36 protein-coding genes and 1 other RNA gene are annotated in these 24,817 nt (G+C 61.7%); 5 read left to right on the forward strand and 32 right to left on the reverse strand.

What is annotated here, in order from left to right; translation table 11 throughout:
• The first annotated feature begins 31 nt into the window (after positions 1 to 31).
• Positions 32 to 259: a hypothetical protein gene (locus tag B5J99_RS00290; protein WP_054134262.1), complete on the forward strand. Its 228-nt coding sequence runs from the start codon at positions 32 to 34 to the stop codon at positions 257 to 259.
• Positions 260 to 317: 58 nt separating this feature from the next.
• Here the strand turns inward: B5J99_RS00290 and ssrA are convergent.
• Positions 318 to 661: a transfer-messenger RNA gene (ssrA, locus tag B5J99_RS00295) on the reverse strand.
• Between the two features lie 63 nt (positions 662 to 724).
• A complete protein-coding gene (gene mscL, locus B5J99_RS00300; RefSeq protein WP_054134261.1) occupies positions 725 to 1,150 on the reverse strand; it encodes a large conductance mechanosensitive channel protein MscL in 426 nt (141 codons plus the stop codon).
• A 160-nt stretch (positions 1,151 to 1,310) separates the two neighbouring features.
• Here mscL and B5J99_RS00305 point away from each other — a divergent pair, with 160 nt between their 5' ends.
• The 4 genes from B5J99_RS00305 (at position 1,311) to B5J99_RS00320 (ending at position 4,078) form a co-directional block, all read left to right on the forward strand.
• A complete protein-coding gene (locus B5J99_RS00305; protein ID WP_054134260.1) occupies positions 1,311 to 1,901 on the forward strand; it encodes a LemA family protein in 591 nt (196 codons plus the stop codon).
• Between the two features lie 38 nt (positions 1,902 to 1,939).
• On the forward strand, positions 1,940 to 2,734 hold the full coding sequence (locus tag B5J99_RS00310) for a TPM domain-containing protein (protein WP_425456418.1): 795 nt from the start codon (positions 1,940 to 1,942) through the stop codon (positions 2,732 to 2,734).
• Between the two features lie 6 nt (positions 2,735 to 2,740).
• Positions 2,741 to 3,424 carry a TPM domain-containing protein gene (locus B5J99_RS00315; protein ID WP_054134259.1) on the forward strand — a complete coding sequence of 228 codons (684 nt, stop codon included), beginning with the start codon at positions 2,741 to 2,743 and terminating at the stop codon, positions 3,422 to 3,424.
• Positions 3,425 to 3,562: 138 nt separating this feature from the next.
• Positions 3,563 to 4,078 (forward strand): NUDIX hydrolase, encoded by a 516-nt coding sequence (locus B5J99_RS00320; protein ID WP_117353278.1) that lies wholly within the window; start codon positions 3,563 to 3,565, stop codon positions 4,076 to 4,078.
• A gap of 20 nt (positions 4,079 to 4,098) precedes the next feature.
• Here B5J99_RS00320 and rimK read toward each other — a convergent pair whose 3' ends face one another.
• From rimK to rpsG, 30 genes are all read right to left on the reverse strand, one after another.
• Complete coding sequence (gene rimK, locus B5J99_RS00325) at positions 4,099 to 5,004, reverse strand: 30S ribosomal protein S6--L-glutamate ligase (protein WP_054134258.1); 906 nt, start codon at positions 5,002 to 5,004, stop codon at positions 4,099 to 4,101.
• Positions 5,005 to 5,029: 25 nt separating this feature from the next.
• A complete protein-coding gene (locus tag B5J99_RS00330) occupies positions 5,030 to 5,500 on the reverse strand; it encodes an ATP-dependent zinc protease family protein (RefSeq protein ID WP_054134257.1) in 471 nt (156 codons plus the stop codon).
• 84 nt (positions 5,501 to 5,584) lie between these two features.
• Entirely contained in the window at positions 5,585 to 6,940 is a 1,356-nt protein-coding gene (gene gdhA / locus B5J99_RS00335) for an NADP-specific glutamate dehydrogenase (protein ID WP_054134256.1), read from the reverse strand.
• A gap of 195 nt (positions 6,941 to 7,135) precedes the next feature.
• The gene (locus B5J99_RS00340; protein WP_162892388.1) at positions 7,136 to 7,963 is read right to left on the reverse strand and encodes an SRPBCC family protein; all 828 of its coding nucleotides are present in this window, start codon (positions 7,961 to 7,963) and stop codon (positions 7,136 to 7,138) included.
• A gap of 124 nt (positions 7,964 to 8,087) precedes the next feature.
• Positions 8,088 to 8,735 (reverse strand): adenylate kinase, encoded by a 648-nt coding sequence (locus B5J99_RS00345; RefSeq protein WP_117351103.1) that lies wholly within the window; start codon positions 8,733 to 8,735, stop codon positions 8,088 to 8,090.
• Positions 8,736 to 8,794: 59 nt separating this feature from the next.
• Positions 8,795 to 10,162 carry a preprotein translocase subunit SecY gene (secY, locus tag B5J99_RS00350; protein ID WP_054134253.1) on the reverse strand — a complete coding sequence of 456 codons (1,368 nt, stop codon included), beginning with the start codon at positions 10,160 to 10,162 and terminating at the stop codon, positions 8,795 to 8,797.
• A 195-nt stretch (positions 10,163 to 10,357) separates the two neighbouring features.
• The gene (gene rplO / locus B5J99_RS00355; protein ID WP_054134252.1) at positions 10,358 to 10,858 is read right to left on the reverse strand and encodes a 50S ribosomal protein L15; all 501 of its coding nucleotides are present in this window, start codon (positions 10,856 to 10,858) and stop codon (positions 10,358 to 10,360) included.
• 168 nt (positions 10,859 to 11,026) lie between these two features.
• Positions 11,027 to 11,203 (reverse strand): 50S ribosomal protein L30, encoded by a 177-nt coding sequence (gene rpmD, locus B5J99_RS00360; protein WP_117351104.1) that lies wholly within the window; start codon positions 11,201 to 11,203, stop codon positions 11,027 to 11,029.
• 6 nt (positions 11,204 to 11,209) lie between these two features.
• Positions 11,210 to 11,923 (reverse strand): 30S ribosomal protein S5, encoded by a 714-nt coding sequence (gene rpsE / locus B5J99_RS00365; RefSeq protein ID WP_054134251.1) that lies wholly within the window; start codon positions 11,921 to 11,923, stop codon positions 11,210 to 11,212.
• Positions 11,924 to 11,926: 3 nt separating this feature from the next.
• Positions 11,927 to 12,277 (reverse strand): 50S ribosomal protein L18, encoded by a 351-nt coding sequence (rplR, locus tag B5J99_RS00370; protein WP_054134250.1) that lies wholly within the window; start codon positions 12,275 to 12,277, stop codon positions 11,927 to 11,929.
• A 3-nt stretch (positions 12,278 to 12,280) separates the two neighbouring features.
• Entirely contained in the window at positions 12,281 to 12,814 is a 534-nt protein-coding gene (gene rplF, locus B5J99_RS00375) for a 50S ribosomal protein L6 (protein ID WP_054134249.1), read from the reverse strand.
• A gap of 1 nt (position 12,815) precedes the next feature.
• On the reverse strand, positions 12,816 to 13,211 hold the full coding sequence (gene rpsH, locus B5J99_RS00380; RefSeq protein ID WP_017670458.1) for a 30S ribosomal protein S8: 396 nt from the start codon (positions 13,209 to 13,211) through the stop codon (positions 12,816 to 12,818).
• 12 nt (positions 13,212 to 13,223) lie between these two features.
• The gene (gene rpsN / locus B5J99_RS00385; RefSeq protein ID WP_117351105.1) at positions 13,224 to 13,529 is read right to left on the reverse strand and encodes a 30S ribosomal protein S14; all 306 of its coding nucleotides are present in this window, start codon (positions 13,527 to 13,529) and stop codon (positions 13,224 to 13,226) included.
• Between the two features lie 40 nt (positions 13,530 to 13,569).
• On the reverse strand, positions 13,570 to 14,151 hold the full coding sequence (rplE, locus tag B5J99_RS00390; RefSeq protein ID WP_054134247.1) for a 50S ribosomal protein L5: 582 nt from the start codon (positions 14,149 to 14,151) through the stop codon (positions 13,570 to 13,572).
• Positions 14,144 to 14,464 carry a 50S ribosomal protein L24 gene (gene rplX, locus B5J99_RS00395; protein WP_054134246.1) on the reverse strand — a complete coding sequence of 107 codons (321 nt, stop codon included), beginning with the start codon at positions 14,462 to 14,464 and terminating at the stop codon, positions 14,144 to 14,146. Before rplX ends, rplE begins: the two co-directional genes overlap by 8 nt.
• Positions 14,465 to 14,466: 2 nt before the next feature.
• Positions 14,467 to 14,835, reverse strand: a complete 369-nt coding sequence (gene rplN / locus B5J99_RS00400; protein ID WP_054134245.1) for a 50S ribosomal protein L14 — start codon at positions 14,833 to 14,835, stop codon at positions 14,467 to 14,469.
• 57 nt (positions 14,836 to 14,892) lie between these two features.
• A complete protein-coding gene (gene rpsQ, locus B5J99_RS00405) occupies positions 14,893 to 15,162 on the reverse strand; it encodes a 30S ribosomal protein S17 (RefSeq protein WP_017670453.1) in 270 nt (89 codons plus the stop codon).
• 10 nt (positions 15,163 to 15,172) lie between these two features.
• The gene (gene rpmC / locus B5J99_RS00410; RefSeq protein WP_054134244.1) at positions 15,173 to 15,382 is read right to left on the reverse strand and encodes a 50S ribosomal protein L29; all 210 of its coding nucleotides are present in this window, start codon (positions 15,380 to 15,382) and stop codon (positions 15,173 to 15,175) included.
• On the reverse strand, positions 15,382 to 15,816 hold the full coding sequence (gene rplP, locus B5J99_RS00415) for a 50S ribosomal protein L16 (protein ID WP_031318020.1): 435 nt from the start codon (positions 15,814 to 15,816) through the stop codon (positions 15,382 to 15,384). Before rplP ends, rpmC begins: the two co-directional genes overlap by 1 nt.
• A gap of 30 nt (positions 15,817 to 15,846) precedes the next feature.
• The gene (gene rpsC / locus B5J99_RS00420; protein ID WP_054134243.1) at positions 15,847 to 16,545 is read right to left on the reverse strand and encodes a 30S ribosomal protein S3; all 699 of its coding nucleotides are present in this window, start codon (positions 16,543 to 16,545) and stop codon (positions 15,847 to 15,849) included.
• A gap of 3 nt (positions 16,546 to 16,548) precedes the next feature.
• Complete coding sequence (rplV, locus tag B5J99_RS00425) at positions 16,549 to 16,926, reverse strand: 50S ribosomal protein L22 (protein WP_017670449.1); 378 nt, start codon at positions 16,924 to 16,926, stop codon at positions 16,549 to 16,551.
• Positions 16,926 to 17,201 (reverse strand): 30S ribosomal protein S19, encoded by a 276-nt coding sequence (gene rpsS / locus B5J99_RS00430; protein WP_017670448.1) that lies wholly within the window; start codon positions 17,199 to 17,201, stop codon positions 16,926 to 16,928. Before rpsS ends, rplV begins: the two co-directional genes overlap by 1 nt.
• A 3-nt stretch (positions 17,202 to 17,204) precedes the next feature.
• On the reverse strand, positions 17,205 to 18,041 hold the full coding sequence (gene rplB, locus B5J99_RS00435) for a 50S ribosomal protein L2 (RefSeq protein ID WP_017670447.1): 837 nt from the start codon (positions 18,039 to 18,041) through the stop codon (positions 17,205 to 17,207).
• A gap of 29 nt (positions 18,042 to 18,070) precedes the next feature.
• On the reverse strand, positions 18,071 to 18,382 hold the full coding sequence (locus tag B5J99_RS00440) for a 50S ribosomal protein L23 (RefSeq protein ID WP_054134242.1): 312 nt from the start codon (positions 18,380 to 18,382) through the stop codon (positions 18,071 to 18,073).
• Positions 18,375 to 19,001, reverse strand: coding sequence for a 50S ribosomal protein L4 (rplD, locus tag B5J99_RS00445; protein WP_054134241.1), 627 nt, complete (start codon positions 18,999 to 19,001; stop codon positions 18,375 to 18,377). The genes B5J99_RS00440 and rplD overlap by 8 nt, the downstream gene beginning before the upstream one ends.
• Positions 19,002 to 19,004: 3 nt before the next feature.
• Positions 19,005 to 19,850 (reverse strand): 50S ribosomal protein L3, encoded by an 846-nt coding sequence (gene rplC, locus B5J99_RS00450; RefSeq protein ID WP_054134240.1) that lies wholly within the window; start codon positions 19,848 to 19,850, stop codon positions 19,005 to 19,007.
• Between the two features lie 257 nt (positions 19,851 to 20,107).
• A complete protein-coding gene (gene rpsJ, locus B5J99_RS00455) occupies positions 20,108 to 20,419 on the reverse strand; it encodes a 30S ribosomal protein S10 (RefSeq protein WP_017670443.1) in 312 nt (103 codons plus the stop codon).
• Positions 20,420 to 20,559: 140 nt separating this feature from the next.
• Positions 20,560 to 21,750 carry an elongation factor Tu gene (tuf, locus tag B5J99_RS00460; protein ID WP_054134239.1) on the reverse strand — a complete coding sequence of 397 codons (1,191 nt, stop codon included), beginning with the start codon at positions 21,748 to 21,750 and terminating at the stop codon, positions 20,560 to 20,562.
• Between the two features lie 155 nt (positions 21,751 to 21,905).
• Positions 21,906 to 24,002: an elongation factor G gene (fusA, locus tag B5J99_RS00465; protein WP_069051858.1), complete on the reverse strand. Its 2,097-nt coding sequence runs from the start codon at positions 24,000 to 24,002 to the stop codon at positions 21,906 to 21,908.
• Between the two features lie 273 nt (positions 24,003 to 24,275).
• Complete coding sequence (gene rpsG / locus B5J99_RS00470) at positions 24,276 to 24,746, reverse strand: 30S ribosomal protein S7 (RefSeq protein WP_054134238.1); 471 nt, start codon at positions 24,744 to 24,746, stop codon at positions 24,276 to 24,278.
• Positions 24,747 to 24,817 lie beyond the last annotated feature (71 nt).

A 24,817-nucleotide genomic window follows, 5' to 3' on the forward strand; every position in this document is an offset into this window, starting at 1 on the left:
CCTTGGCACGAGGCTTGCGGAGAGAAGTCCCATGTTCGAGAAAATCCGGCGCCTGTTCCTGATCAAGACCAAGTTCGAGGTGTATCTGATCACCTACGCACTGGCGCTGGGGGCCTGCGAACGCGGCAAGCTCTATCTCGATCAGTATCCCGGATATGGCGGCTGGCTGCTGTTCGTCGCCTGCACCGGCGCGGTGTTCATGGCCGGCGCCAAGATGCTCGACGCGATCGAGTACCAGAAGGCCTATGGCCCCGAGTGACACTCCGAAATGATGGGTAAGGTGGAGAGCTTCTGTTGCCCGGTGCTCTCCAAACCGCTGAACTCCGCTTCTGTTGCCCGGTGGGTTCAACCGCGCTCTTGCTAGATAACTCTTGGCCGTTAGGCCGCTGAATTATGCAGCGAGGGCGAGTGCGTCATTGTCATTGGCACTTATCGTGTTTGAGCCTTTAACGGGTTACTCAGCCCGGACGAAAACAACGTCTTTCAACACACGTCGATCCTAGTTCGGCCCCGTCAAAAGCCCTGCCTGCGCAGGGTTCATGGTGGAGCCGCCGGGTACCGCCCCCGGGTCCGCTGTGCCTATTGCACGCCGCAGTTTATCGTCATAGCCGGACGAACCGGCAGGGATGTATATAGCGATGGATTGATGAATGGGAAGTGAGTGTGGGGAAAATCCTTATCTTCCTCCTCTCCCCTCCCGCATGCGGGAGGGGAGAGAGTAGGCTCACTTCTTCAGCAGATCGCGGATTTCGGCGAGCAGTTCGGTCTCGCTCGGGCCTGCGGGCGCGGCGGGCGCTTCTTCCTTGGGCATCAGCTTGTTGGCCTGACGCACGATCAGGAAGATGATGAACGCCAGGATCAGGAAGTTGATCACCACGGTGATGAACTGGCCATAGCCGAGCAGCGGAACCCCGGCCTTTTTGAGCGCGGCATAGTCGTTTAGCGATCCTGTATAACCCTCAGGCACCGGGCCCAGCATGACGAAATAGCTGGAGAAATCCGCGCCGCCGAAGATCGCGCCGACCACCGGCATGATCAGGTCCTCGGTCAGCGATGTGGTGATGGTGGCAAACGCTGCGCCGATGATCACGGCCACCGCCAGATCGAGCACATTGCCGCGCATGATAAACGCCTTGAACTCTGCGAACACGTGTTTCCCCTTTTGCTGTCACGATAACGCCCTATAATCGTGAGCGACGTGGAGAAGTCGAGCGCTTTGCAGGCGTAACATGTAAAACATGGTCTTGCAGAGTTGCCGTATTAATACGATATAACGGTCGCGCGTTATCAACCGGAGGGAAATTCTGACTATGCGTATCACCCGTTATGCCCTGCTGCCGCTGGCTGTTCTGGCGCTGTCCGCTTGCGGCATCAACTCCGTTCCCACCGCCGAGGAAAACGCCAAGGCAAAATGGGGCGATGTGGAGAACCAGTATCAGCGGCGCGCCGATCTGGTGCCCAATCTGGTTTCCACGGTGAAGGCCGGTGCGGCCTCCGAAGAGAAGATCCTGACCCAGGTGACCGAGGCCCGCGCGCGCGCGACCTCGATCAACGTCACCACCGATGACCTTTCCGACCCCGCCACCTTCGAGAAGTTCAGCCAGGCGCAGAACCAGCTGACCCAGGCGCTGGGCCAGCTGCGCACCGTGGTGGAAGCCTATCCCGACCTCAAGAGCCAGCAGAATTACACCACGCTGATGAGCCAGCTCGAAGGCACCGAGAACCGCATCACGGTCGCCCGGCGCGATTACAACGAGGCGGTGCGGCAGTACAACACCACCATCCGCACATTCCCCGATTCGATCGGCGCCAACCTGATCCATGGTGCCAAGCCGATGGTGCCGTTCAAGGCGACGACCGAAGGCGCCAACGAGGCTCCCAAGGTCGATTTCGGATCGTGACCACAACACCCGCCCCAACCGGGGGCTGGAAATCATGGTTGAGGCAATGTCTGGCGCTGGCGCTGCTGCTGATCGCAGCGGCGCCGGGCCAGACCGTCCTCGCCCAGACTTTCCCCAAGCTCACCGGTCGCGTGGTCGATGCCGCCAATCTGCTCGATCCCGCACAGGAAGCGGCGCTGACCGCCAAGCTGGAGGCGCTGGAGAAGCAGTCCAGCCGCCAGCTGGTGGTTGCAACGCTCCCCGATCTGCAGGGCTATGAGATCGAGGAATACGGCTATCAGCTCGGCCGCGAATGGGGCATCGGGCAAGCCGAAAAAGGTTCGGCAGAAAAAGACAACGGCACGCTGCTCATCGTCGCGCCCAACGAACGCAAGGTGCGGATCGAGGTTGGCTATGGCCTCGAAGGCGTGCTCACCGATGCGCTGTCGAGCGTCATCATCCAGCAGGACATTCTGCCGCGCTTTCGCGACAAGGATTTTCCCGGCGGCATCGCGGCGGGCGCCGATGCAATCATCACCCAGCTGACCCTGCCCGACGAGGAAGCGCGCGCCTTTGCCTCCAAGGTGGAGGAAGAGGCCCGGTCGAGCGATGACGGCGGCGGCATCGGTCTGTTCATCTTCTGGGGGCTGATCATCCTGTTCTTCTTCATCATTCCCGCGCTGAGCAGCAAGGGCAAGGGTTCGCGCTATCGTGGCGCGGGCGTCGGCGGGATCACCACCTGGGGCGGCTCTTCGGGCTCTTCCTGGGGTGGCGGAGGCGGAGGCTTCGGTGGGGGCGGATTTGGTGGAGGCGGCGGCAGCTTCGGCGGCGGCGGCTCTTCGGGCGGATGGTGAGACAGCATGGCAAAGGTTGAAACCATCACCCCCGACGAACATTGCATCGTCACCGCTGCGGTCGCCGAGGCCGAACAGCACACCAATGGCGAGATCGTCACGGTGATCGCTGGGCAATCCGACGACTATCGCGAAACGCCGATCTACTGGGCGGTTGCCGCGATGTTCCTCGCGCTTGCGTGCATCGCGGTGTTCCCCGAATGGTTCGAACAGCTGCTGTCGACCTTCACCGGCGGCTGGGAGCATGTCTACACCCCCGGCGAATACCTCACCATCATCATGCTGCTGCTGGGGATCAAGTTCGCCGCGGTGCGGCTGATCCTGGGGTGGAAACCGCTGCGGCTTGCGCTGACCCCGGCTGCGGTCAAGCAGATGCGGGTGCGCGCGCGGGCGATCAACCTGTTCAAGGTCAGCGCCGAAAAGCGCACGGTCGGGCTCACCGGGGTGCTGATCTACCTCTCGATGGCCGAGCACCGCGCCGAGATCGTTGCCGACAGCGCGATCGCCGCCAAGGTCTCACCCGATGTCTGGGGCGAGGCGATGGCGGACATGATCGTCGAGCTCAAGGCAGGCCGCGCGGGCGAAGGCATGGCAGCGGCTGTGCGCGATGTCGGCAAGGTGCTGGCCGAGCATTTCCCCAAGACGGGCGACAATCCCAACGAGCTGCCCGATCGGCTGATCGAGCTTTGAAGGTTATGCAGCATTGCTCGCACCTCTCAATCGTGGCCCCCGCGCAGGCGGGGGTCCCGCTTCTGCTCTCCGTCAGCGCAAAAGCGGGATTCCCGCGTTCGCGGGAATGACGAGGCCTAACCTGTGCTGGAAAACCTGATGACCGAAACCGAGGAAATCGTCTGGCAGGGACGGTTCATCACCGCCAAGACACGCGGAAGATGGGAATATGTCTCGCGCAGCCGCGGCATCAGCGCTGCGGTGATCCTGGCGGTGCACGAAGGCGCGGTGGTGCTGGTCGAGCAGTATCGCGTGCCGCTGGGCCGCAGCTGCATCGAACTTCCCGCCGGGCTGATCGGCGATCATGAAAGCGGCGAAGCCCCCGAACTGGCGGCAGCGCGCGAGCTGGAAGAGGAAACCGGCTTCCGTGCAGGCCGCATGGAAAATCTCGGCGAGTTCTACTCCTCCCCCGGAATGGTCAGCGAGGCCTTCCACCTGATGCGCGCGCATGATCTGGTGCAGGTGCACGCAGGCGGCGGTGTGGAGGGCGAGAACATCACCGTCCATGTCGTGCCGCTCCCCGAGCTCGAGCGCTTCGTCGCCGACAAGCGCGCGCAGGGCTGCGGCATGGATGTGAAGCTGCTGATGCTGCTGGGCGCGCGGATGCTGGGCTGACCCGGATGCCCGGGCGGGCCTCAGCCCTTGCCCTTGGTCTTGGTCGCGCCCGCCTTGCAGTTGCCCTCGATGAAATCGATGATCATCCCGGCAATGTCCTTGCCAGTGGCATGTTCGATCCCTTCGAGCCCAGGCGAGCTGTTGACCTCCATGATCACCGGGCCGTGATTGGAGCGCAGGATGTCCACGCCCGCCACGTTCAGCCCCATGACGCGCGCCGCGCGCACCGCGGTCGAGCGTTCCTCCGGCGTGATCTTGATCGCCTTGGCGGTGCCGCCACGGTGCAGGTTGGAGCGGAAATCGCCCTTGGCGCCAGTCCGCATCATCGAGGCCACAACCTTGCCGCCGATCACGAAGATGCGGATGTCGCTGCCATCGGCCTCCTTGATGAACTCCTGCACCAGGATGTTGACGTTGGCGCCGCGGAACGCCTCGATCACCGACTTGGCTGACTTTTCGGTTTCGCCCAGCACAACGCCGATGCCTTGCGTCCCCTCGAGCAGCTTGATCACGACAGGCGCGCCGCCGACGATCTTGAGCACCTCGTCGGTCTGCTTGGGGTCGTGCGCAAAGGCGGTGACCGGCAGGCCGAGGCCATGCTTGGCGAAGATCTGCATCGAGCGCAGCTTGTCGCGCGAGCGCCCGATCGCGACGCTCTCGTTGAGCGACCACACGCCCATCATCTCGAACTGGCGCAGCACGGCAAGGCCATATTGCGTGATCGAGGCGCCGATCCGCGGAATCACCGCGTCGTAACGCGCCACCGGCTCGCCATGATATTGCGCGCCGGGGCGGTGCGAGGTGATGTTCATCGTCACCCGCAGAGTGTTGAGGATGTCGATCTCGTGCCCGCGCGTCCGGGCCGCCTCGCACAGGCGGCGGTGCGAATAGAGATTGGGATTGCGCGCCAGCATGGCGATTTTCATGGGGAGGTCCTTTGGGGAAAAGGGATCATCGGTCGGATTCCTCGGGCTGGCCGAGAACCCACTTGCGAGCGCAATCGACACGGAAACCGCGCCGCAGCGCGCGGCGGCCGATCAACAGCGGAAAGCTCATGGTGTTGCGATTGGCCAAGGTCATGTGCCCTTTCCAGCGCACGCTACCAAGGATCATCGTCGTTTCTATGACATAGCGCAGTTCGATCGCGCCATTCGAGCTCTTGACCCGGCGCTGCTCGACTCCGGGCGCGCGAAACTTGCGCGCAGGCTCGCCGCGGTGCGCGCGGAACCAGAATTCGACGACCAGCTGGCCATCGATCATCAAGGGGTTGACCCGCGTCGCGTGGATGGAGGAGGTAGCTGCGCCGGTGTCGATCTTCGCCTTGATCCGGCTCAGGCCCAGATCGGGCAGGTCGACGCACTCGGACCAGCCGATATCGATCAGCTCCCGGCTCGCTTTGATCTTTCTGGAGAGCCGGGACATCGCAGCGCCCGTTAGCAGGACGCGCGCGCGGCGCAAGAGGCTTGCGGCGAGCAGTTCGTCCTGCTCGCCGCGCCTGTCATCGCGTCAGACTACGCCAAAGGCGAGCATCGCATCGGCCACCTTCTTGAAGCCTGCGATGTTCGCGCCCTTCACGTAATCGACATAGCCCTTGCCGTTGTCGCCATAGGTCAGGCAGCTGTTGTGGATGCCCATCATGATGTCCTTGAGCATCTGCTGCAACTCGTCTTCCTTCCATGCGCGGCGCTCGGAGTTCTGGCTCATTTCGAGCCCCGAGACCGCAACGCCGCCGGCGTTCGAGGCCTTGCCCGGCGCGTAGAGGATCTTGGCATCCTTGAACACGTGCACGCCATCGAGATCGGTGGGCATGTTGGCGCCTTCGGACACCGCGATGCAGCCGTTCTTGACCAGCATGCGCGCATCATCGCCGAGCAGCTCGTTCTGCGTGGCGCAGGGCAATGCGACATCGCAGGGAACACCCCACGGGGTCTTGCCGGCATGGAAGGTCGCGCCCTTGAAGGCTTCGACATATTCCTCGATGCGGCCGCGGCGATGGGTCTTGTGCTCCTTCACCCAGTTGATCTTGTCCTGGGTGATGCCATCGGGATCGTGGATGAACCCGCCCGAATCCGACAGGGTCAGCACCTTGCCGCCCATCTGGACGATCTTTTCCGCCGCATGGGTGGCAACGTTGCCCGATCCGGAGATCACCGCGGTTTTGCCGGTGAGGCCATCGCCCTTGTGCGCCAGCATGTTGGAGAGGAAATAGACCGCGCCATAGCCGGTCGCCTCGGTGCGGATCAGTGAGCCGCCCCATTCCAGACCCTTGCCGGTGAGCACGCCGGTAAACTGGTTGGTGATGCGCTTGTACTGGCCGAACATATAGCCGATTTCACGCCCGCCCACGCCGATGTCGCCTGCGGGCACGTCAACGTCGGCACCGATATGGCGGTACAGTTCGGTCATGAAGCTCTGGCAGAAGCGCATGATCTCGCGCACGCTCTTGCCCTTGGGGTTGAAGTTCGATCCGCCCTTGCCGCCGCCCATCGGCAGGCCGGTCAGTGCGTTCTTGAAGGTCTGTTCGAATGCGAGGAACTTCAGCACCGATTCGGTCACCGAGGGGTGGAAACGGATGCCGCCCTTGTACGGACCGATGGCGTTGTTGTTCTGCACGCGCCAGCCGCGCTGGACGCGGATATTGCCGTTGTCATCCTCCCAGCAGACGCGGAACGAAATGACGCGGTCGGGCTCGGCGATACGGCGCAGGATCTGCTGCTCGTGATACTGGACCTTGTCGGCCATGAAGTCGAAAATGTCTTCGGCGACTTCCTGCACCGCCTGGACAAATTCGGGCTGGTGCGGATTGCGCTTCTTCACGCCTTCCATGAAGGTCGGCAAGTCTACGTGATCGGATACGGCCATGGGTGCCCCCTTTTCAAGGTATTGCTGCGAACTGCGCGACCCGGCCCGAATGGCAGCGAACTCTCCTGATTCGCCTGCGATTCTGCGCAAACTCTAGCGTAAATTGCCCGGGGCGATAGTGCTAATTGGCACAGCTTTCAGACCGCCCGGAGGCTCGCGGCCGGGGCTGTTCGAAGGCGCCGGAAGTGGCCAGCTTCAGCGCCCACCCTCTTCGGGATCACGATCGCGCGAAGGCCGGGCAAGCGGCCTGGTGCCTGCTGCAGGATCAGGCTTCACGGCAGGCTTGGCGGCGGGCTTGGCGACAGGCTCCTCGTCCTTGCCTGCCGATACCGCGTCGTCCGGCTCGAGATCGGCAACCAGGCTGCTGACACTGCCGCCGGCATCATCGGCAGCGGCATCCGTGTCAGCCGCGGGCTCAGGTTCAGCATCACTGATAGCGGGCGCGTCAGCTCCGCCACCGCCCACCAGCGGGCCCAGCGCCATCGCCAGCCGCGATGCCTGCGCGCCGATCACGCCATCGACCGCCGGTGCCATCTCGCCCTGCGGCATCCTCATGAAGCCGCCCGCGACATATTCGAACGTGAGCCTGGTGCCTCCCTTGATCGGCGCGAGGCTGACCGTCATCGTGCCCGCCATCGCTTCACCCTGCAGCGGTCCCAGCGCGCCGGACAGCCGCAACAGCTTGCCCGGATCGACATAAAGGATCTGCATGTGCTGGACGCTGCCGCGCAAGGTCCGCTGCGGCGCGCCGCTTTCGGTGGTCGCCTCGTTGGGGATCAGCTCGCAAAAGCACCCCCCTGCCTGCGCATCCATGTAGAGATTGTCGGCGCTGCCGGTCCAGGTGTGGTCCTTGTCCCACCATTTGGCAGGCGTGCGCAGCATCGCAAAGGCGGCGTCCGGATCGACCGCGACCGTCACGCTGTGCTTGACCGCAAAGCCGTTGTCCGACTGCGCAGTGACCTCGGCATGGGCTGGGGCGGCGGCAAGGGTGGCGAGAGCCAGAACGGCAAGAGCGGTGCGCATGTGCAAAGGGTTCCCCGGTGATGTTCCAGGTTCATGCCCGCGATCGGGTGGTCCCGCAAGTCTATCGAGAGAAGCGCCAGCTCCGGACCTGCCCCTCCCGCTGCCGGGAGGGGAAACCCGTGGATCAGGCGTCGAGAACCCCGGCGATGGCGCCGGCGACGGCATCCATGCTCGCCATACCATCGACCCGGCTGACGATGCCGCGCGCTTCGTAGATCGGCAGGATCGGTGCGGTCTTGGCGCGATATTCGGCCATGCGGGTGCGCACGGTGTCCTCGTTGTCATCGGGACGGCGCTTGAATTCGGTCGAGCCGCACTTGTCGCACACGCCCTGCTTGGCGGGGAGCTTGTAGCGGTCGTGATAGCCCTCGCCGCAGTTGGCGCAGGTGAAGCGGCCGGTGATGCGATCGACCAGCGCGTCTTCGTCTACGCCCAGCTCGATGACATGGTGCAGGCTGCGGCCGCGCGCTTCGAGGATCTCGTCGAGCGAGACCGCCTGCGCCGCGGTGCGCGGGTAGCCGTCGAAGATGATCCCGGTTTCGGGCGAAAGCTCGTCCAGCGCATCACCGATGATGCCCGAGACGATCTCGTCGGAGACCAGCTCGCCCGCTTCCATGACCGCCTTGGCCTTGAGGCCGATCGGCGTGCCCGCCTTGACCGCAGCGCGCAGCATGTCGCCGGTCGAGAGCTGCTTCATGCCGCGTTCGTCAACCAGACGCTGCGCCTGGGTACCCTTACCGGCACCTGGCGGGCCCAACAAAATGATATTCATGGACAGTCACATCCCCTGGGGACCGGTTGCCCCGGCCCTTCATATTCAGAATGGAACGCTTAGCGCAAGCGGCCCTTCAACTTCGCCTTCTTGATGAGGTCGGCATATTGGTGCGCAAGCAGGTGGCTCTGGATCTGGGTGATCGTGTCGACGGTCACGTTGACCACGATCAGCAGGCTGGTGCCGCCAAGGAAGAACAGCGGAATGCCGGTCTGCGCGATGACATATTCGGGCAGCACGCAGACAAAGGTCAGGTACGCCGCGCCGACCACGGTAATGCGCGTGAGCACATAATCCAGATAGGTCGCGGTGTTTTTGCCGGGACGGATGCCGGGGATGAAGCCGCCATTCTTCTTGAGGTTCTCCGACGTCTCTTCCGGGTTGAACACCACGGCAGTGTAGAAGAAGCAGAAGAAGATGATGCCCAGCGCATAGAGCGTCATGTACAACGGCTGGCCGTGCTGCAGATACTGGTTAAGCGTCACCAGCGCGCTACCCATAGCCGAGTTGGGATCAGCAGAGTTGCCGGCGAATTGAGAGATCGTCAGCGGCATCAGCAGCAGCGACGAAGCGAAGATCGGCGGGATCACGCCTGCGGTGTTGATCTTGAGCGGGAGATGGCTGCGGTCCGCCTGCATCACGCCGCGCTGCGTGGCGCGCTTGGGATACTGGATCAGCACGCGGCGCTGGGCACGCTCCATGAAGCAGATGAAGATCACCAGGCCGACGATCATCACCAGCAGGCCGACGATCAGGAACGGCGAGATCGAGCCGGTGCGACCGCCCTCGAACATCTGTGCGATGAACACCGGCATCTGGGCGACGATGCCCGCCATGATGATCAGCGAGATGCCGTTGCCGATACCGCGCGCGGTAATCTGCTCACCCAGCCACATCAGGAACATTGTGCCGCCGACAAGGCTGATCACCGCGCCGATGCGGAACATGAGGCCGGGATCGACCACCGCCTGGATGCCACTGGCACCGGCATAGGATTCCAGGCCGACGGCGATGAAATAGCCCTGCATCGCGGTGAGGAACACGGTGCCGTAGCGGGTGTACTGGTTGAGCTTCTTGCGGCCTGATTCGCCTTCCTTCTTGATCGCGGCAAGCTGCGGCGACAGCGAAGCTGCCAGCTGCACCACGATCGAGGCGGTGATATAGGGCATAACGCCAAGCGCGATCAGGCTCATGCGCTCGAGCGAGCCGCCCGAGAAGGTGTTGAAGATGTCGAGGACGCCGCCCTTGGTCTGCTCGTACAGAGCTGCCAGCGCGGTGGGATCGACGCCCGGAAGCGGAACATAGCTCAGCAGACGGAAGATGATCAGCGCGCCAATGGTGAACCAGATGCGGTTCTTCAGTTCGGTCGCCTGGCTGAATTTAGCCATGCTGAAGTTGCTTGCCAGATTGTCGGCCCGTGATGCCATGAACCCAAATATCCCATAATGCGGCCTGCCAGCGCATTCAAAGCGCGCGACCGGAAATCACATTGTGCGCGCTACGCTTCGCGCTTGTGCTTTACAAGCCCGTCGCAGCGATACCGCCTTGCGACGTCTCAAGCAAGACGCCCCGCGCTCACCATATCGGGAGGCGGGGCGTTCTTGACAAGCCGGATGGCCTGATCAGGCTTTCTTTTCGTACGGCGGCTTTACGTACTTGGGACGCGGCAGAATGATATCCACCTTGCCACCGAGCTTTTCGATCGCCTCGATGGCACCCTTGGATGCACCGGCGACATTGAAGCTCACCTTCGAGGTCAGTTCACCCTTGGCGAGAATGCGCACGCCATCCTTGCCGCCACGCGACAGGCCGGCAGCGCGCAGCGCAGCCTGATCGACAGTGCCATCGGTCGGCAGCTTGCCGGCGTCGATGAACTTCTGGATCATGCCCAGGTTGACGATGTCGTAATCCTTGCCGAACGGATTGTTGAAGCCGCGCTTCGGGATGCGCATGTGCAGCGGCATCTGGCCGCCTTCAAATCCGGCGATCGAAACGCCCGAACGGCTGGTCTGGCCCTTCTGGCCGCGTCCACCGGTCTTGCCCTTGCCCGAACCGATGCCGCGTCCGACGCGCATACGGCCCTTGCGGGCGCCTTCATTGTCCTTGAGTTCGTTCAGCTTCATAATGTGCACTCGCTTTCGCTTTGTTCGCGCTAAAATAAAATCTCTCCCATTCGCAGGGAGAGATACGCAGCCTTGCCAGCTTGCTGGCTAGGCGCAGTAGAGAGGGGCAAGCGTCAATGCAAGCCCCTCTCCCAACCCTCTCCCCCTCAAGGGGAAAGGACATTTCTGTCAGTCGATCACCGTCACCATGTGGCGGACCTTCTGGAGCATGCCGCGAATTTCGGGCGTGTCCGTATGTTCCACAATGCGGTTCATCTTGTTCAGACCAAGGCCGATCAGGACCTTGCGCTGCGATTCAGGACGACGGATCGGCGATCCGGTCTGCTTCAGCTTGATGGTTGCCATGTCGCTTTACTCCGTAATCGCAGCGGCTTCAGCCTCGGCGACGACAGGTGCGGCACCGCCACGGCCCAGCAGGTCGGCAATCTTCTTGCCACGACGCGCTGCCACCGACTTGGGGCTGGTCTGTTCGCCGAGCGCCTCGAAGGTCGCGCGGATCATGTTATAGGGGTTCGACGTGCCGTTGGACTTGGTCACAACGTCGGCCACACCCAGGCTTTCGAACACGGCGCGCATCGGACCACCGGCAATGATGCCAGTACCCTGCGGCGCGCTGCGCAGCGTCACCTTGCCTGCACCGAAATGGCCGGTGCCGTCATGGTGAAGCGTGCGGCCTTCCTTGAGGGGGACGCGGATCATCTTCTTCTTGGCAGCAGCAGTTGCCTTGCTGATCGCCTCGGGCACTTCGCGGGCCTTGCCATGGCCGAAGCCTGCACGACCCTGGCCGTCACCGACCACGACCAGTGCTGCAAAGCCGAAGCGCTTGCCGCCCTTGACGGTCTTGGACACGCGGTTGATGTGGACGAGCTTTTCGATCAGCTCGTCACCCTGGTCCTCGTCGCGCTTGTTGCGGTCATCCCGACGGCCACGGCCACCGCGATCGTTTCCGCCACGCTCGTTGCCACCACGGCCACGACCACGGCCACCACGGCCCTGGCGTTCAGCCTGGGGAGCACCTTCAGCGGCGGTGCCCGATGCTTCTGCGTTGTTCACTTCATCAGCCATCGCTTAAAACTCCAGTCCGCCTTCGCGTGCGGCATCGGCCAGGGCCTTGACCCGGCCATGAAAAATGAAACCGCCACGGTCGAACACAACGGTGGTCACACCCGCCTGCTTGCCAGCCTCGGCGATCTGCTTGCCAACGGCGATGGCGTCGGCAACGGTTGCGCCCGTTGCCTTGCTGCCCTTGACCAGGGTCGAAGCCGAAGCCAGCGTCTTGCCGGCTGCGTCGTCGATGATCTGTGCATAGATGTGCTTGCCGGTGCGGTGCACCGAAAGACGGGGACGTCCACCTGCCCGTGCGCGCAGCGAGCTGCGGACGCGCTGACGGCGACGATCGAATAAAGAGAGCTTCGCCATGGCTTACTTCTTCTTCCCTTCCTTGCGGAAGATAAACTCGCCCGCATATTTGATACCCTTGCCCTTGTAGGGCTCCGGCTTGCGCCAGCGACGGATTTCGGCGGCAACCTGGCCAACCTTCTGGCGGTCGCTGCCCGAAATGTGGATCGTGGTCTGATCCGGGGTCTTGATCTCGATACCGTCAGGAATGGCGAAATCGACATCATGGCTGTAGCCGAGCTGCAGCTTGAGGTTGCTGCCCTGCACGTTGGCACGATAGCCGACGCCGGTGATGTTCAGCGTCTTGGTGAACCCTTCGGTCACACCGACCACCAGGTTCTGGACCAGCGTACGCTGCATGCCCCAGAACGCCCGAGCGCGCCGCGTGTTGTTCGCCGGCTTCACCGCGACTTCACCATCGGTGAGTTCATAGGTGATGTCGGGCACGGTCGGCATGGTCAGCTCGCCCTTGGGACCCTTCATGGTGATGACGCCATCGGCCATCGATGCAGTCACGCCTGCAGGAATGGCCACCGGCTTTTTACCAATGCGGCTCATATCAAAATACCTCCGCCAGCACTTCGCCGCCAACATTCTGTTCGCGCGCTTCCGCGTCGGACAGAACACCACGGGGAGTGGATACGATGGTGATGCCCAGGCCGTTGCGCACGATCGGAAGTTCCTTGGAACCCGAATAGACGCGGCGGCCAGGCTTCGACACGCGCGCGACATGCTTGATCGCGGGCTGGCCTTCGAAATACTTCAGCTCGATGCGCAGGCCCTTGTGACGGCCCAGCAGCTCTTCGGTATATCCGCGGATATAACCTTCGCGCTGCAGAACGTCGAGCACGCGAGCGCGCAGGTTCGATGCCGGCGACATCACGCTGTCCTTCTTGGCCTGCTGGCCATTGCGGATGCGGGTGAGCATATCGCCCAGAGGATCGGTCATTGCCATATCTTCAAATCCTTACCAGCTGGACTTCGTAACGCCGGGGATCAGGCCCTTGTTGGCCAGATCCCGCAGCTCGATACGGCAGAGCCCGAACTTGCGGTAATAAGCGCGGGGACGACCGGTGGTTGCACACCGGTTGCGCACGCGCGTGGGGTTTGCATTGCGGGGCAGTTCAGCCATCTTGAGCCGGGCGATCAGACGCTCGGTTTCGTCAAGATTGGTGTCTTCAGCCTTCGCACGCAGACGCGCATAACGGCCAGCATACTGCTTGACCATCTTCTTGCGACGTTCGTTCTTGTTGATGGAACTCAGTTTCGCCATGACTTAAGTTCTCGCCTTTCTATTGCGAGACGGTGGGCTTTTAAGCCGCCGCCTGTTCCTGGGTTTCCTCGATCGGGAACGGGAAGCCGAAGAGGCGCAGCAGTTCGCGCGCTTCATCGTCCGTCTTGGCCGTCGTGGTCACAATGATATCCATTCCGCGAACAGCGTCGATCTGGTCGTAGCTGATCTCGGGGAAGATGATCTGCTCTTTCAGGCCCATGGCATAGTTGCCACGGCCGTCAAAGCTCTTGGGGTTCAGCCCGCGGAAATCGCGGATGCGCGGCATCGCGATCGTCACCAGACGATCGAGAAACTCGAACATGCGCTCCTTGCGCAGCGTCACCTTGCAGCCGATGGGCATGCCTTCGCGCAGCTTGAACTGTGCGATCGACTTGCGAGCCTTGGTGATCACGGGCTTCTGGCCGGCGATCAGCTCCATTTCCGCAGCGGCGGTGGTCACCTTCTTCTTGTCCTGGCTGCCTTCGCCGACACCCATGTTGATGGTGATCTTCTCGAGCTTGGGAACCTCCATGTGGTTCTTGTAGCCGAACTTTTCCTGCATCGCCTTGACGACAACGTCGTCATAACGCTGACGCATGCGGGGCGTGTACTTATCAGCCATCGATTTTCTCCCCGGACTTCACGGCGACACGGACTTTCTTGCCGTCCACCGTTTCAAAACGGACACGCGTGGGCGCGCCAGTCTTGGGATCGGCCACCGCGACCTTGGAAATGTGCATGGGGGCTTCGACACGGTCGAGACCGCCCTGCGGGTTGGTCTGGCTCGGCTTGCGATGACGGGTCATCACATTCAGGCCCGAAACCACAACCTTCTCGTCCTTCGGCATAACCTTGGCGACGGTGCCGGTGCGGCCCTTGTCCTTGCCGGACAGGACGACAACGTTGTCGCCCTTTTTGATCTTAGCGCTTGCCATGGTTACAGCACCTCCGGAGCCAGCGAGATGATCTTCATGTGCTTGCGCGCACGAAGTTCACGAACCACCGGGCCAAAGATACGCGTACCGATGGGCTCGTCGTTCTTGTTGACCAGCACGGCTGCGTTGCCGTCGAAACGGATCACGCTGCCGTCGGGACGACGAACGTCCTTGGCGGTGCGCACGATGACGGCGCGGTGAACGTCGCCCTTCTTGACGCGGCCACGGGGCGCCGCTTCCTTGACGGAGACGACGATGATGTCGCCAACGCCGGCGAAGCGACGCTTCGATCCGCCGAGAACCTTGATGCACTGGACGCGCTTGGCGCCACTGTTGTCTGCAACATCAAGATTGGATTGCATCTGGATCATGGATCCGTTTCCTTCTTGTCTGGCTTGCCGGAACCAGTCCGGCAGTTCCTGCTTGAATTACGCTTCGGTCGAAGCCTCGGGCGCCTTGTGGGTGTTGACCCGATCCAGCACCTTCCAGGTCTTCAGCTTCGAAATCGGCGCCGTCTCTTCGATGCGGACGGTTTCGCCTTCCTTGAAGCTATTGGTCTCGTCGTGCGCGTGGTACTTCTTCGAACGACGGATGATCTTCCCGTACAACGGGTGCTTCACCTTGCGCTCGACATTCACGACCACGGTCTTGTCGCCCTTGTCGGAGACCACCGTTCCGGTCAGAACACGTTTCGGCATATCGGCCTCCTTACTTGGCAGCGGCGGCGCTTGCGCGCTCGCTCTGCAACGTCTTGATGCGGGCAATGTTGCGACGCACTTCGCGGACACGCGCGGGGCGTTCCAGCTGGTTGGTCGCAGCCTGGAAGCGCAGGTTGAACGCTTCCTTCTTCAGCGAACCCAGTTCAGCCGAAAGCTGATCGTCGGTCTTGGTGCGCAGGTCTTCAACAATCTTGGTCATCACTCACCTCCCAGGTGCGACGTATCGCCGAGGCGGGCCACAACCTTGGTCTTGATCGGCAGCTTCATGGCTGCACGCTCGAAGGCAACCGCGGCGATCGGGCCGGGGACGCCATCCAGTTCGAACAGGATGCGGCCGGGCTTGACGCGCGCTGCCCAATATTCGACCGAACCCTTGCCCTTGCCCTGACGGACTTCGGCAGGCTTCTTGGTCACGGGCACATCGGGGAACACGCGGATCCACAAACGTCCCTGACGCTTGATGTGACGCGTGATCGCACGGCGGGCCGCTTCGATCTGGCGCGCGGTGATCCGCTCGGGCTCCAGCGCCTTCAGGCCATAGGACCCGAAATTGAGGCTCGTTCCGCCAGGCGCATTGCCGCTGATGCGGCCCTTGAATGCCTTGCGGAACTTCATTTTCTTCGGTTGCAGCATGATGCTCTACCTTGCTCTACTGTTCTGGGCTCAGCGGGCCGGACGGACGCCGGAAGTCTGTGCTTCCATCATCAGCCGGTCCTGCGCCATCGGATCGTGTCCAAGGATTTCGCCCTTGAAGATCCAGCACTTGATGCCGATGATGCCGTACGCGGTAAGCGCTTCGGCATCGGCATAGTCGACATTGGCGCGCAGCGTGTGCAGCGGCACGCGGCCTTCGCGGTACCATTCGGTGCGCGCGATTTCCGCGCCGCCCAGACGGCCACCGCAGGTGATCTTGATGCCTTCGGCACCCAGACGCAGCGCCGATTGAACCGCACGCTTCATGGCGCGACGGAAGGCAACGCGGCGGATCAGCTGATCGGCAATGCCCTGGGCAACGAGCTTGGCATCGATTTCCGGCTTGCGGATTTCAACGATGTTGAGCTTGACCTCACCACCCTTGATCATCGATTCCAGCTTCTTGCGCAGCTTCTCGATGTCCGCACCCTTCTTGCCGATGATCACGCCGGGGCGTGCAGCATAGATGGAGACGCGGCACAGACGGGCCGGACGCTCGATCACCACCTTGGAGATCGCTGCCTGGGGCATCGTCTTCATGATGAACTTGCGCAGCTCGATGTCTTCCTTGAGCATGCGTGCATAGTCGCGCCCTTCGGCGTACCAGCGGCTGTCCCAGGTGCGGTTGATCTGCAGACGCAGGCCGATCGGATTGCTCTTCTGACCCATGACTTACGCTTCCTCTTGTTCGCGCACGACGATACGCAGGCGGCTGAACGGCTTCAGGATGCGGCTGGAACGGCCACGAGCGCGCGTCATGAAACGCTTCATCGTGATCGCCTTGCCAACACTCGCTTCAGCCACGACCAGCGCGTCAACATCGAGATTGTGGTTGTTTTCGGCATTCGCAATCGCAGATGCCAGAACCTTGCGTGCGTCGACCGCCATGCCCTTCTTCGAGAAGGCCAGGATGTTCATGGCCTCTTCAGCCTTCTTGCCACGGATCAAGGCAGCAACCAGACCAAGCTTCTGCGCAGAACCACGGATGGTCGTGCCGACAGCCAGAGCCTCATTGTCACCAACGCGACGCGGAGATTTTGCCTTGCCCATTAGCGCTTGCCCTTCTTGTCAGCAGCGTGGCCAGGGAAGGTGCGGGTCGGAGCGAATTCGCCCAGCTTGTGACCCACCATGTCTTCGTTGACCGAAACCGGGATGAACTTGTGACCGTTGTAGACGTTGAACGTCAGACCAACGAACTGCGGCAGAATGGTCGAACGACGCGACCAAGTCTTGATCGGAGCACGGCCGCCAGCGTCCTGCGCCGTTTCTGCCTTCTTCAGCAGATACAGGTCGAAGAACGGCCCTTTTTTGATGGAGCGAGCCATGACTTACCTCTTCTTCTTCGCGTGACGTGACCGGATGATCATCTTGTCCGTCGACTTGTTCTTGCGGGTGCGCATGCCCTTGGTCGGCTTGCCCCACGGAGTGACCGGATGACGGCCACCCGAGGTGCGGCCTTCACCGCCGCCATGCGGGTGATCGACCGGGTTCTTGGCGACGCCGCGGGTCAGCGGACGACGGCCCATCCAGCGCTTGCGACCGGCCTTGGCGAAGTTCTGGTTGCTGTTGTCGGGGTTCGACACCGCGCCCACCGTGCCCATGCAGGCGCCGGGGATGTAGCGCTGTTCGCCCGAGTTCAGACGCACCATGACCATGCCGCGGTCACGACCTACGACCTGTGCATAGGTGCCTGCCGAACGCGCGATCTGACCGCCCTTGCCCGGCTTCATCTCCACATTGTGGATGATGGTGCCGACCGGCATCTGTGCCAGCTTCATCGCGTTGCCCGGCTTCACGTCGGTCTTTTCACTGGCGATCACCTGATCACCAACGGCCAGACGCTGAGGCGCCAGGATGTAGGCGACTTCGCCGTCTTCGTACTTGATCAGCGCGATGAAGGCGGTGCGGTTGGGATCGTATTCGATCCGCTCCACAGTGCCGGCAACGTCCATCTTGCGACGCTTGAAATCGACGATGCGATAACGCTGCTTGTGACCACCGGCGATGCCGCGCGAGGTCACGTGACCCTTGTTGTTGCGGCCACCGGTCTTGCGCTTGCCTTCGGTCAGCGCCTTGACGGGGCCGCCCTTGTACAGGTCGCTGCGATCGACAAGAATCAGACCACGACGGCCCGGGCTTGTCGGATTATATGATTTGAGTGCCATATCTCTATCCTGTCAGCTACGAACCGCGCTCAAACGCCGGTGGTGACGTCGATCGACTGGCCTTCGGCCAACCGAACAACGGCTTTCTTGATGTCATTGCGGGTGTAGGGACGACCCTTCCAGCGCTTGGTCTTGCCCTTCTGGACCAGGGTGTTGACCCCGACCACCTTGACATCGAACAGCGCTTCGACCGCAGCCTTGATCTGCGGCTTGGTCGCATCCTGGCTGACCTTGAAGACCACCGAGTTGAATTCGCTCAACAGCGTCGACTTCTCGGTGATGTGCGGGGCAACGATCACGTCATAATGACGCGTATCGATGGTGTCGGATTTTTTAGCCATTGAACCGTGCCTCCAGCTTTTCAACAGCGGCGCGGGTCAGCACCAGCGTATCGTGTTTCAGGATGTCATAGACGTTGGCACCGACGGCGGGCAGCACGTTCAGACCGATCAGGTTGGCCGAAGCCTTCCGGAAATTGTCGTTCACGGCATCGCCATCGATGAACAGCGCCTTCTTGCCGAGACCCAGCTTGCCGAGCTGTGCCAGCAGCGTCTTGGTCTTGGCTTCGGTGAGGTCGAACGTGTCGAGCACGATCAGGCTTTCGCTGGCGACCTTGGACGACAGTGCCATCTTCAGGCCAAGCGCACGAACCTTCTTGTTCAGCGAGGGGTTGAAGTCACGGACGCGGGGACCGTGAGCCTTACCACCGCCGATGAAGATCGGGGCGCGACGATCGCCGTGACGGGCGGTACCGCCACCCTTCTGGCGACCGAACTTCTTGCCGGTGCGGGCAACGTCCGAACGTTCACGAGCGCCGCGGGCGGTGCCGCGACGGTTTTCGAGCTGCCAAGTGACAACGCGGTGCAGGATGTCTGCGCGCGGGGTCACGCCGAAGACGTCATCGTTCAGTTCGATGTCGCCCTTTGCGGTGGCGTCGAGGGTCTGGACCTTGAGCTTCATGGTTTAACCCTCCTTCTCAACGGTGCTGTTGGGCGTATCGAGATCGCCTCCAGCGGCGGGCACTTCAGCGGCTGCTGCAGCGATTTCCGCATCGGTGGGGGTCAGCGGAGCTTCGTGCTCTGCTGCGGGCTCAACCATGCCGGCAGGTGCTTCTTCATGCTCGTTGGCATTGGCTGCCGAACGGATCGCACCGGGGTACGGAGCATCGGCGTGACGCTCGACCTTGACGGCATCGCGAACCATCAGCCAGCCACCCTTGGAACCGGGGACCGAACCCTTGACGAAGATCAGACCGCGCGCCTCATCGGTGCGGACGACTTCGAGGTTCTGCTGGGTACGCTGACGGTCGCCCATGTGGCCGGCCATCTTCTTGTTCTTGAACACCTTGCCCGGATCCTGGCGTTGGCCAGTCGAACCATGGGCACGGTGCGAGATCGACACACCATGCGATGCGCGCATACCACCGAAGCCCCAACGCTTCATGGCACCGGCAAAACCCTTACCCTGGGTGTGACCGGTGATGTCGACCAGCTGACCGGCGACAAAGTGATTTGCAGAAATGGTGGCGCCAACATCGAGAATCGCATCATCAGAGACGCGGAATTCGGCCATCAGCATCTTGGGAGCGACTTCTGCCTTGGCAAAATGCTCGCGCTGCGGCTTGTTGACGTTCTTGGGCTTAGCAGCTCCGGCACCCAGCTGCACCGCGACGTATCCGTCACGATCCTGGTTCTTGACCGAAACCACCTGGCAATCTTCCAGCGACAGGACGGTAACCGGCACGTGCCGACCATCATCCTGGAACAGGCGGGTCATCCCGACTTTCTTTGCGATCACGCCAGTGCGCATGATCTTTCTCCCAATAGAGGCCCACATGCGTGATTGCGTGGGGGCGTATCCAAACGAAAACCCCCAAGGCCAAACAACCTTGAGGGCCAACCCGAATTTTGATGATCACCCCGTCCGGGTTGGCTTTTTCCGCACCTCCTTTGAAAAGGAGTGTCGAAAAAGACGGGGGACCAGTGCCGCAGCATTGCTGCGCGGTATCCCTTGTAGTTCCCATCCAGTGGATGGAAGCGCCAGGCCCAGCCCGGCGCCGACTGGCATCAGGCCAGTTTGATCTCGACGTTCACGCCGGCAGCCAGCTCGAGCTTCATCAAAGCATCGACAGTGGCCGGGGTCGGCTGAACGATATCAAGCAGACGCTTGTAGGTGCGCACCTCGAACTGCTCGCGCGACTTCTTGTCGACATGCGGGCCGCGGTTCACGGTGAACTTCTCGATGCGCGTCGGCAGCGGAATGGGACCACGAATGAGAGCGCCGGTGCGACGGGCGGTGTCGGCGATGTCGCCGGTTGCCTGATCAAGCACGCGATGATCAAATGCCTTGAGGCGAATACGGATATTCTGCGTTTCCATTACCACTTTACCGATGCGAAAGAGCGAAAAACAAACCGCCCCAGAAACCCGTTGGCTCTTTCGAGCCCAACGCCGGGGCGGCCTATTGGAATATTGCCATCCCCCGCACGAATCAGATCCGTGCGGGAGATGGCGCTATATTACTTGGAGATCGTGCTGACAACCCCAGAACCGACGGTCCGGCCACCTTCGCGAATTGCGAAGCGAAGACCCGGATCCATCGCGATCGGTGCGATCAGCTTGACGCCGATCGTCACGTTGTCGCCCGGCATCACCATTTCGGTGCCCTCGGGCAGAACAACTTCACCGGTCACGTCGGTGGTGCGGAAGTAGAACTGCGGACGGTAGTTGGCGAAGAACGGCGTGTGACGGCCGCCTTCGTCCTTCGACAGGACGTAGACTTCTGCGTTGAACTCGGTGTGCGGCGTAACCGAACCGGGCTTGCAGAGAACCTGACCGCGCTCGACGTCTTCACGGGCAACGCCGCGAACCAGTGCGCCGATGTTGTCGCCTGCCATGCCCTGGTCGAGCAGCTTGCGGAACATTTCGACGCCGGTGACGACGGTCTTGCGGGTGTCCTTGAGGCCGACGATTTCGACTTCTTCACCAACCTTGACGATACCCGATTCCACGCGGCCGGTCACAACCGTACCACGACCCGAGATCGAGAACACGTCTTCGACGGGCATCAAGAACGGACGGTCGATCGGACGTGCGGGCTGCGGGATGAACTCGTCAACGGCCTTCATCAGGGCGTAAATCGATTCCTTGCCGATTGCGTCGTCACGGCCTTCGAGAGCGGCCAGAGCCGAACCCTTGACGATGGGAATGTCGTCGCCCGGGAAGTCGTACGAGCTCAGCAGCTCGCGCACTTCCAGTTCAACCAGTTCCAGAATTTCTTCGTCGTCGACCTGGTCAACCTTGTTCATGTAAACGACCAGAGCCGGCACGCCGACCTGACGAGCGAGCAGGATGTGCTCGCGGGTCTGAGGCATCGGGCCGTCAGCGGCGTTCACCACCAGGATCGCGCCGTCCATCTGCGCAGCACCGGTGATCATGTTCTTCACATAGTCAGCGTGGCCGGGGCAGTCGACGTGCGCATAGTGGCGTGCTTCGGTTTCATATTCGACGTGTGCGGTCGAAATGGTGATGCCGCGCTCGCGCTCTTCGGGAGCCTTGTCGATGTTGGCATAGTCGGTGAAGGTCGCGCCGCCGGTTTCAGCCAGCACCTTGGTGATGGCTGCGGTCAGCGTGGTCTTGCCATGGTCGACGTGACCGATGGTACCGATATTGCAGTGCGGCTTGGTCCGCTCAAATTTAGCCTTGGCCATTTTTTCCTACCTTCGTTCTTTTACTATCTGTGGATAGTCCGCGCCGCGCTCTGGCGAGACTGCCCAAAACTGTCAACACCCAAATGAAAGCCCGTCGCGCGTTTCAGCGCGATTCGGCGGGCTAAGGTCGAGCGCCTATAGCGACTATGCCCGGCTTATGCCAGCTTCTCCTTGACCTCGGCTGCGACATTCGCCGGAACCTCGTCATAGTGAGAAAACTGCATCGTGTACTGCGCACGTCCCTGAGTGAAGGAACGCAGCTGGTTCACGTAACCGAACATGTTTGCAAGCGGCACGATAGCCTCGACCGCCTGGGCATTGCCCCGCGTGTCGGTGCCCTGGATCTGTCCGCGGCGGCTGTTGAGATCGCCGATAACATCGCCCAGATAGTCCTCAGGCGTCACCACTTCAACCTTCATGATCGGCTCAAGCAGCTTGATGCCCGACTTCTGTGCCGCTTCGCGCATGGCCGCACGGCCAGCGATTTCGAATGCCAGCGCCGAGGAGTCGACGTCATGGTACGCACCGTCGTACAGCTCGATCTCGAAGTCGATGATCGGGAAGCCGACCAGCGAGCCCGAGGCTGCGGTTTCGCGCATGCCCTTTTCAACCGCAGGAATGTATTCCTTCGGAATGTTGCCGCCCTTGACGTTGTCGGTGAAGATGATGCCCGATCCACGTTCGCCCGGCGTGACCTTGAACTTCACGCGGCCGAACTGACCCGAACCACCCGACTGCTTCTTGTGGGTATAGTCGATGTCCACGGCCTTGCCGAGATACTCGCGATACGCCACCTGCGGTGCACCGACATTGGCTTCGACCTTGAACTCGCGACGCATGCGATCGACGAGAATTTCGAGGTGAAGTTCGCCCATGCCCTTGATGATCGTCTGGCCGCTTTCGGAGTCGGACGTCACGCGGAACGAGGGATCTTCGCGGGCAAGGCGGTTGAGCGCCACGCCCATCTTTTCCTGGTCGGCCTTGGTCTTGGGTTCCACCGAAAGCTCGATAACGGGCTCGGGGAATTCCATACGCTCAAGGATGATCGGAGCATTGATGGCGCACAGCGTGTCACCCGTGGTGGTGTCCTTGAGGCCCGCCAGAGCGACGATGTCGCCTGCAAAGGCTTCCTGGATGTCTTCACGGCTGTTGGCGTGCATCAGCAGCATGCGGCCAACCTTTTCCTTCTTGTCCTTGACCGAGTTCATCACGGTCGAAGCCGCTTCCAGCTTGCCCGAATAGATGCGGGCAAACGTCAGCGTGCCGACGAAGGGATCGTTCATGATCTTGAACGCGAGCGCCGAGAACGGCACGTCGTCCGAGGACGGACGCTCGTCTGCGGTCACGCCGTCAAGCTTCAGGCCCTGGATCGCAGGAACGTCGAGCGGCGAAGGCAGATAGTCGACCACGGCATCGAGCAGGGGCTGGACGCCCTTGTTCTTGAACGCCGAGCCGCAAACCACCGGCACGAACGCCATCTCGAGCGTACCCTTGCGGATCAGCTTCTTGAGGTCGGCGGTGCTGGGCTCGTTGCCTTCGAGATAGGCTTCCATCAGCTCATCGTCGAGTTCGACAGCCATTTCGATCAGGTCGCTGCGATACTTCGCGGCCTTCTCGACCAGATCGTCAGGGATCGGCTGATATTCGAACTTCGCGCCCAGGCTTTCTTCCAGCCAGATGATCGCGCGGTTCTCGACCAGGTCGACAAGACCCTTGAAGCCGCCTTCGATGCCGATCGGCAGATACAGAACGGCCGGACGCGCGCCCAGACGTTCGATGATCGAGTTGACGCAGAAATAGAAGTCGGCGCCGGTGCGATCCAGCTTGTTGACGAAGCACATCCGCGGCACGCCGTACTTGTCAGCCTGGCGCCACACGGTTTCGGACTGCGGCTCAACGCCGGCAACGCCGTCGAAGCATGCAACCGCGCCGTCGAGCACGCGCAGCGAACGCTCGACTTCAATCGTGAAGTCGACGTGGCCGGGGGTGTCGATGATGTTGATCAGGTGCTCTTCGCCCTTGCCCTCTTCGGCGCGCCACTTGCAGGTGGTGGCAGCGGACGTGATCGTGATCCCGCGCTCCTGTTCCTGCTCCATCCAGTCCATCGTCGCGGTGCCTTCATGCACTTCGCCGATCTTGTACGACTTGCCGGTGTAATAGAGGATCCGCTCGGTCGTGGTGGTCTTGCCCGCGTCGATATGGGCCATAATGCCGATATTGCGGTACTTTTCCAGGGGATGGCTGCGTGCCATGATCATAAACTCCAGGTGTGGGCCAGATGTGGGGATGCAATTTGCCGCGCGCTATAATGAAGCCCCCGCACTTTGGCCAGTGCGAATTGGGGATATCGATGTAGCAGACGCCAAACCCCTCTCTCCTTGCAGAAAGAGGACGGTATGCCTCACCAGCAGGCTGGCCGAGGCGTAATTGGAGAGGGGCAGGTCAGCACCCGATGTGCGCCCTGCCCTCCCCTTGCTTCAGATCGTGAAGCGAACCCTCCCCCGCAAGGGAGAGGGCAGTATTGATTACCAGCGATAGTGCGAGAAGGCACGGTTCGCTTCGGCCATGCGGTGCGTGTCTTCACGCTTCTTGACCGCATTGCCGCGATTGTTGGCGGCATCGAGCAGTTCGCCCGACAGACGCGCAGCCATGGTGGTTTCCGACCGGTTGCGCGCGGCCGAGATGAGCCAGCGGATGGCCAGCGCCTGGGCGCGCTCAGGGCGCACTTCGACGGGAACCTGATAGGTCGCACCACCGACGCGGCGGCTGCGCACTTCGATGCCGGGCTTCACGTTGTTCAGCGCATCGTGGAACATGGGCAGCGGGTCGGCCTTGGCCTTCGCCTGCATGGTTTCCATGGCGCCATAAACGATCCGCTCTGCGACGGACTTCTTGCCGTCAAGCATCAGGTTGTTCATGAATTTCGAAAGCGTCAGATCACCGAACTTGGGATCGGGAAGGATGACGCGCTTTTCTGGGCGACGACGACGTGACATATTGGATGACTCCTGAAAAAGATGTGGCCGCGAACGGGGGCGTGTGGATCCTGAACAAGATCGCCTGAAGC

Source organism: Blastomonas fulva (genome assembly GCF_003431825.1).
Taxonomy (GTDB): Bacteria; Pseudomonadota; Alphaproteobacteria; order Sphingomonadales; family Sphingomonadaceae; genus Blastomonas; species Blastomonas fulva.

What these genes read in the sequence shown, in the direction of transcription:
- rplO (WP_054134252.1), bottom strand. Translation starts at nt 10,858, where the DNA reads ATGAAGCTGAACGAACTCAAGGACAATGAAGGCGCCCGCAAGGGCCGT.
- rpsE (WP_054134251.1), bottom strand. Translation starts at nt 11,923, where the DNA reads ATGGCTGATGAAGTGAACAACGCAGAAGCATCGGGCACCGCCGCTGAA.
- B5J99_RS00440 (WP_054134242.1), bottom strand. Translation starts at nt 18,382, where the DNA reads ATGGCTAAAAAATCCGACACCATCGATACGCGTCATTATGACGTGATC.
- B5J99_RS00320 (WP_117353278.1), top strand. Translation starts at nt 3,563, where the DNA reads ATGACCGAAACCGAGGAAATCGTCTGGCAGGGACGGTTCATCACCGCC.
- rplV (WP_017670449.1), bottom strand. Translation starts at nt 16,926, where the DNA reads ATGGGCAAGGCAAAATCTCCGCGTCGCGTTGGTGACAATGAGGCTCTG.
- rplE (WP_054134247.1), bottom strand. Translation starts at nt 14,151, where the DNA reads ATGGCTGATAAGTACACGCCCCGCATGCGTCAGCGTTATGACGACGTT.
- secY (WP_054134253.1), bottom strand. Translation starts at nt 10,162, where the DNA reads ATGGCATCACGGGCCGACAATCTGGCAAGCAACTTCAGCATGGCTAAA.
- rpmC (WP_054134244.1), bottom strand. Translation starts at nt 15,382, where the DNA reads ATGACCAAGATTGTTGAAGACCTGCGCACCAAGACCGACGATCAGCTT.
- rpsS (WP_017670448.1), bottom strand. Translation starts at nt 17,201, where the DNA reads ATGGCTCGCTCCATCAAAAAAGGGCCGTTCTTCGACCTGTATCTGCTG.
- tuf (WP_054134239.1), bottom strand. Translation starts at nt 21,750, where the DNA reads ATGGCCAAGGCTAAATTTGAGCGGACCAAGCCGCACTGCAATATCGGT.
- B5J99_RS00305 (WP_054134260.1), top strand. Translation starts at nt 1,311, where the DNA reads ATGCGTATCACCCGTTATGCCCTGCTGCCGCTGGCTGTTCTGGCGCTG.
- B5J99_RS00330 (WP_054134257.1), bottom strand. Translation starts at nt 5,500, where the DNA reads ATGTCCCGGCTCTCCAGAAAGATCAAAGCGAGCCGGGAGCTGATCGAT.
- rpsQ (WP_017670453.1), bottom strand. Translation starts at nt 15,162, where the DNA reads ATGCCGAAACGTGTTCTGACCGGAACGGTGGTCTCCGACAAGGGCGAC.
- B5J99_RS00290 (WP_054134262.1), top strand. Translation starts at nt 32, where the DNA reads ATGTTCGAGAAAATCCGGCGCCTGTTCCTGATCAAGACCAAGTTCGAG.
- rplB (WP_017670447.1), bottom strand. Translation starts at nt 18,041, where the DNA reads ATGGCACTCAAATCATATAATCCGACAAGCCCGGGCCGTCGTGGTCTG.
- rpsG (WP_054134238.1), bottom strand. Translation starts at nt 24,746, where the DNA reads ATGTCACGTCGTCGTCGCCCAGAAAAGCGCGTCATCCTTCCCGATCCC.
- rimK (WP_054134258.1), bottom strand. Translation starts at nt 5,004, where the DNA reads ATGAAAATCGCCATGCTGGCGCGCAATCCCAATCTCTATTCGCACCGC.
- rpsC (WP_054134243.1), bottom strand. Translation starts at nt 16,545, where the DNA reads ATGGGTCAGAAGAGCAATCCGATCGGCCTGCGTCTGCAGATCAACCGC.
- rplD (WP_054134241.1), bottom strand. Translation starts at nt 19,001, where the DNA reads ATGAAGCTCAAGGTCCAGACCCTCGACGCCACCGCAAAGGGCGACATC.
- rplN (WP_054134245.1), bottom strand. Translation starts at nt 14,835, where the DNA reads ATGATCCAGATGCAATCCAATCTTGATGTTGCAGACAACAGTGGCGCC.
- rplP (WP_031318020.1), bottom strand. Translation starts at nt 15,816, where the DNA reads ATGCTGCAACCGAAGAAAATGAAGTTCCGCAAGGCATTCAAGGGCCGC.
- fusA (WP_069051858.1), bottom strand. Translation starts at nt 24,002, where the DNA reads ATGGCACGCAGCCATCCCCTGGAAAAGTACCGCAATATCGGCATTATG.
- rpsH (WP_017670458.1), bottom strand. Translation starts at nt 13,211, where the DNA reads ATGGCAATGACCGATCCTCTGGGCGATATGCTCACCCGCATCCGCAAT.
- rpsN (WP_117351105.1), bottom strand. Translation starts at nt 13,529, where the DNA reads ATGGCGAAACTGAGTTCCATCAACAAGAACGAACGTCGCAAGAAGATG.
- rplC (WP_054134240.1), bottom strand. Translation starts at nt 19,850, where the DNA reads ATGCGCACTGGCGTGATCGCAAAGAAAGTCGGGATGACCCGCCTGTTC.
- B5J99_RS00315 (WP_054134259.1), top strand. Translation starts at nt 2,741, where the DNA reads ATGGCAAAGGTTGAAACCATCACCCCCGACGAACATTGCATCGTCACC.
- B5J99_RS00345 (WP_117351103.1), bottom strand. Translation starts at nt 8,735, where the DNA reads ATGAATATCATTTTGTTGGGCCCGCCAGGTGCCGGTAAGGGTACCCAG.
- rpsJ (WP_017670443.1), bottom strand. Translation starts at nt 20,419, where the DNA reads ATGGAAACGCAGAATATCCGTATTCGCCTCAAGGCATTTGATCATCGC.
- rpmD (WP_117351104.1), bottom strand. Translation starts at nt 11,203, where the DNA reads ATGGCAACCATCAAGCTGAAGCAGACCGGATCGCCGATCCGTCGTCCT.
- gdhA (WP_054134256.1), bottom strand. Translation starts at nt 6,940, where the DNA reads ATGGCCGTATCCGATCACGTAGACTTGCCGACCTTCATGGAAGGCGTG.
- B5J99_RS00340 (WP_162892388.1), bottom strand. Translation starts at nt 7,963, where the DNA reads ATGCGCACCGCTCTTGCCGTTCTGGCTCTCGCCACCCTTGCCGCCGCC.
- rplF (WP_054134249.1), bottom strand. Translation starts at nt 12,814, where the DNA reads ATGAGCCGCATTGGTAAAAAGCCGGTGGCCATTCCTGCAGGCGTGACT.
- rplR (WP_054134250.1), bottom strand. Translation starts at nt 12,277, where the DNA reads ATGGCGAAGCTCTCTTTATTCGATCGTCGCCGTCAGCGCGTCCGCAGC.
- rplX (WP_054134246.1), bottom strand. Translation starts at nt 14,464, where the DNA reads ATGGCAAGCGCTAAGATCAAAAAGGGCGACAACGTTGTCGTCCTGTCC.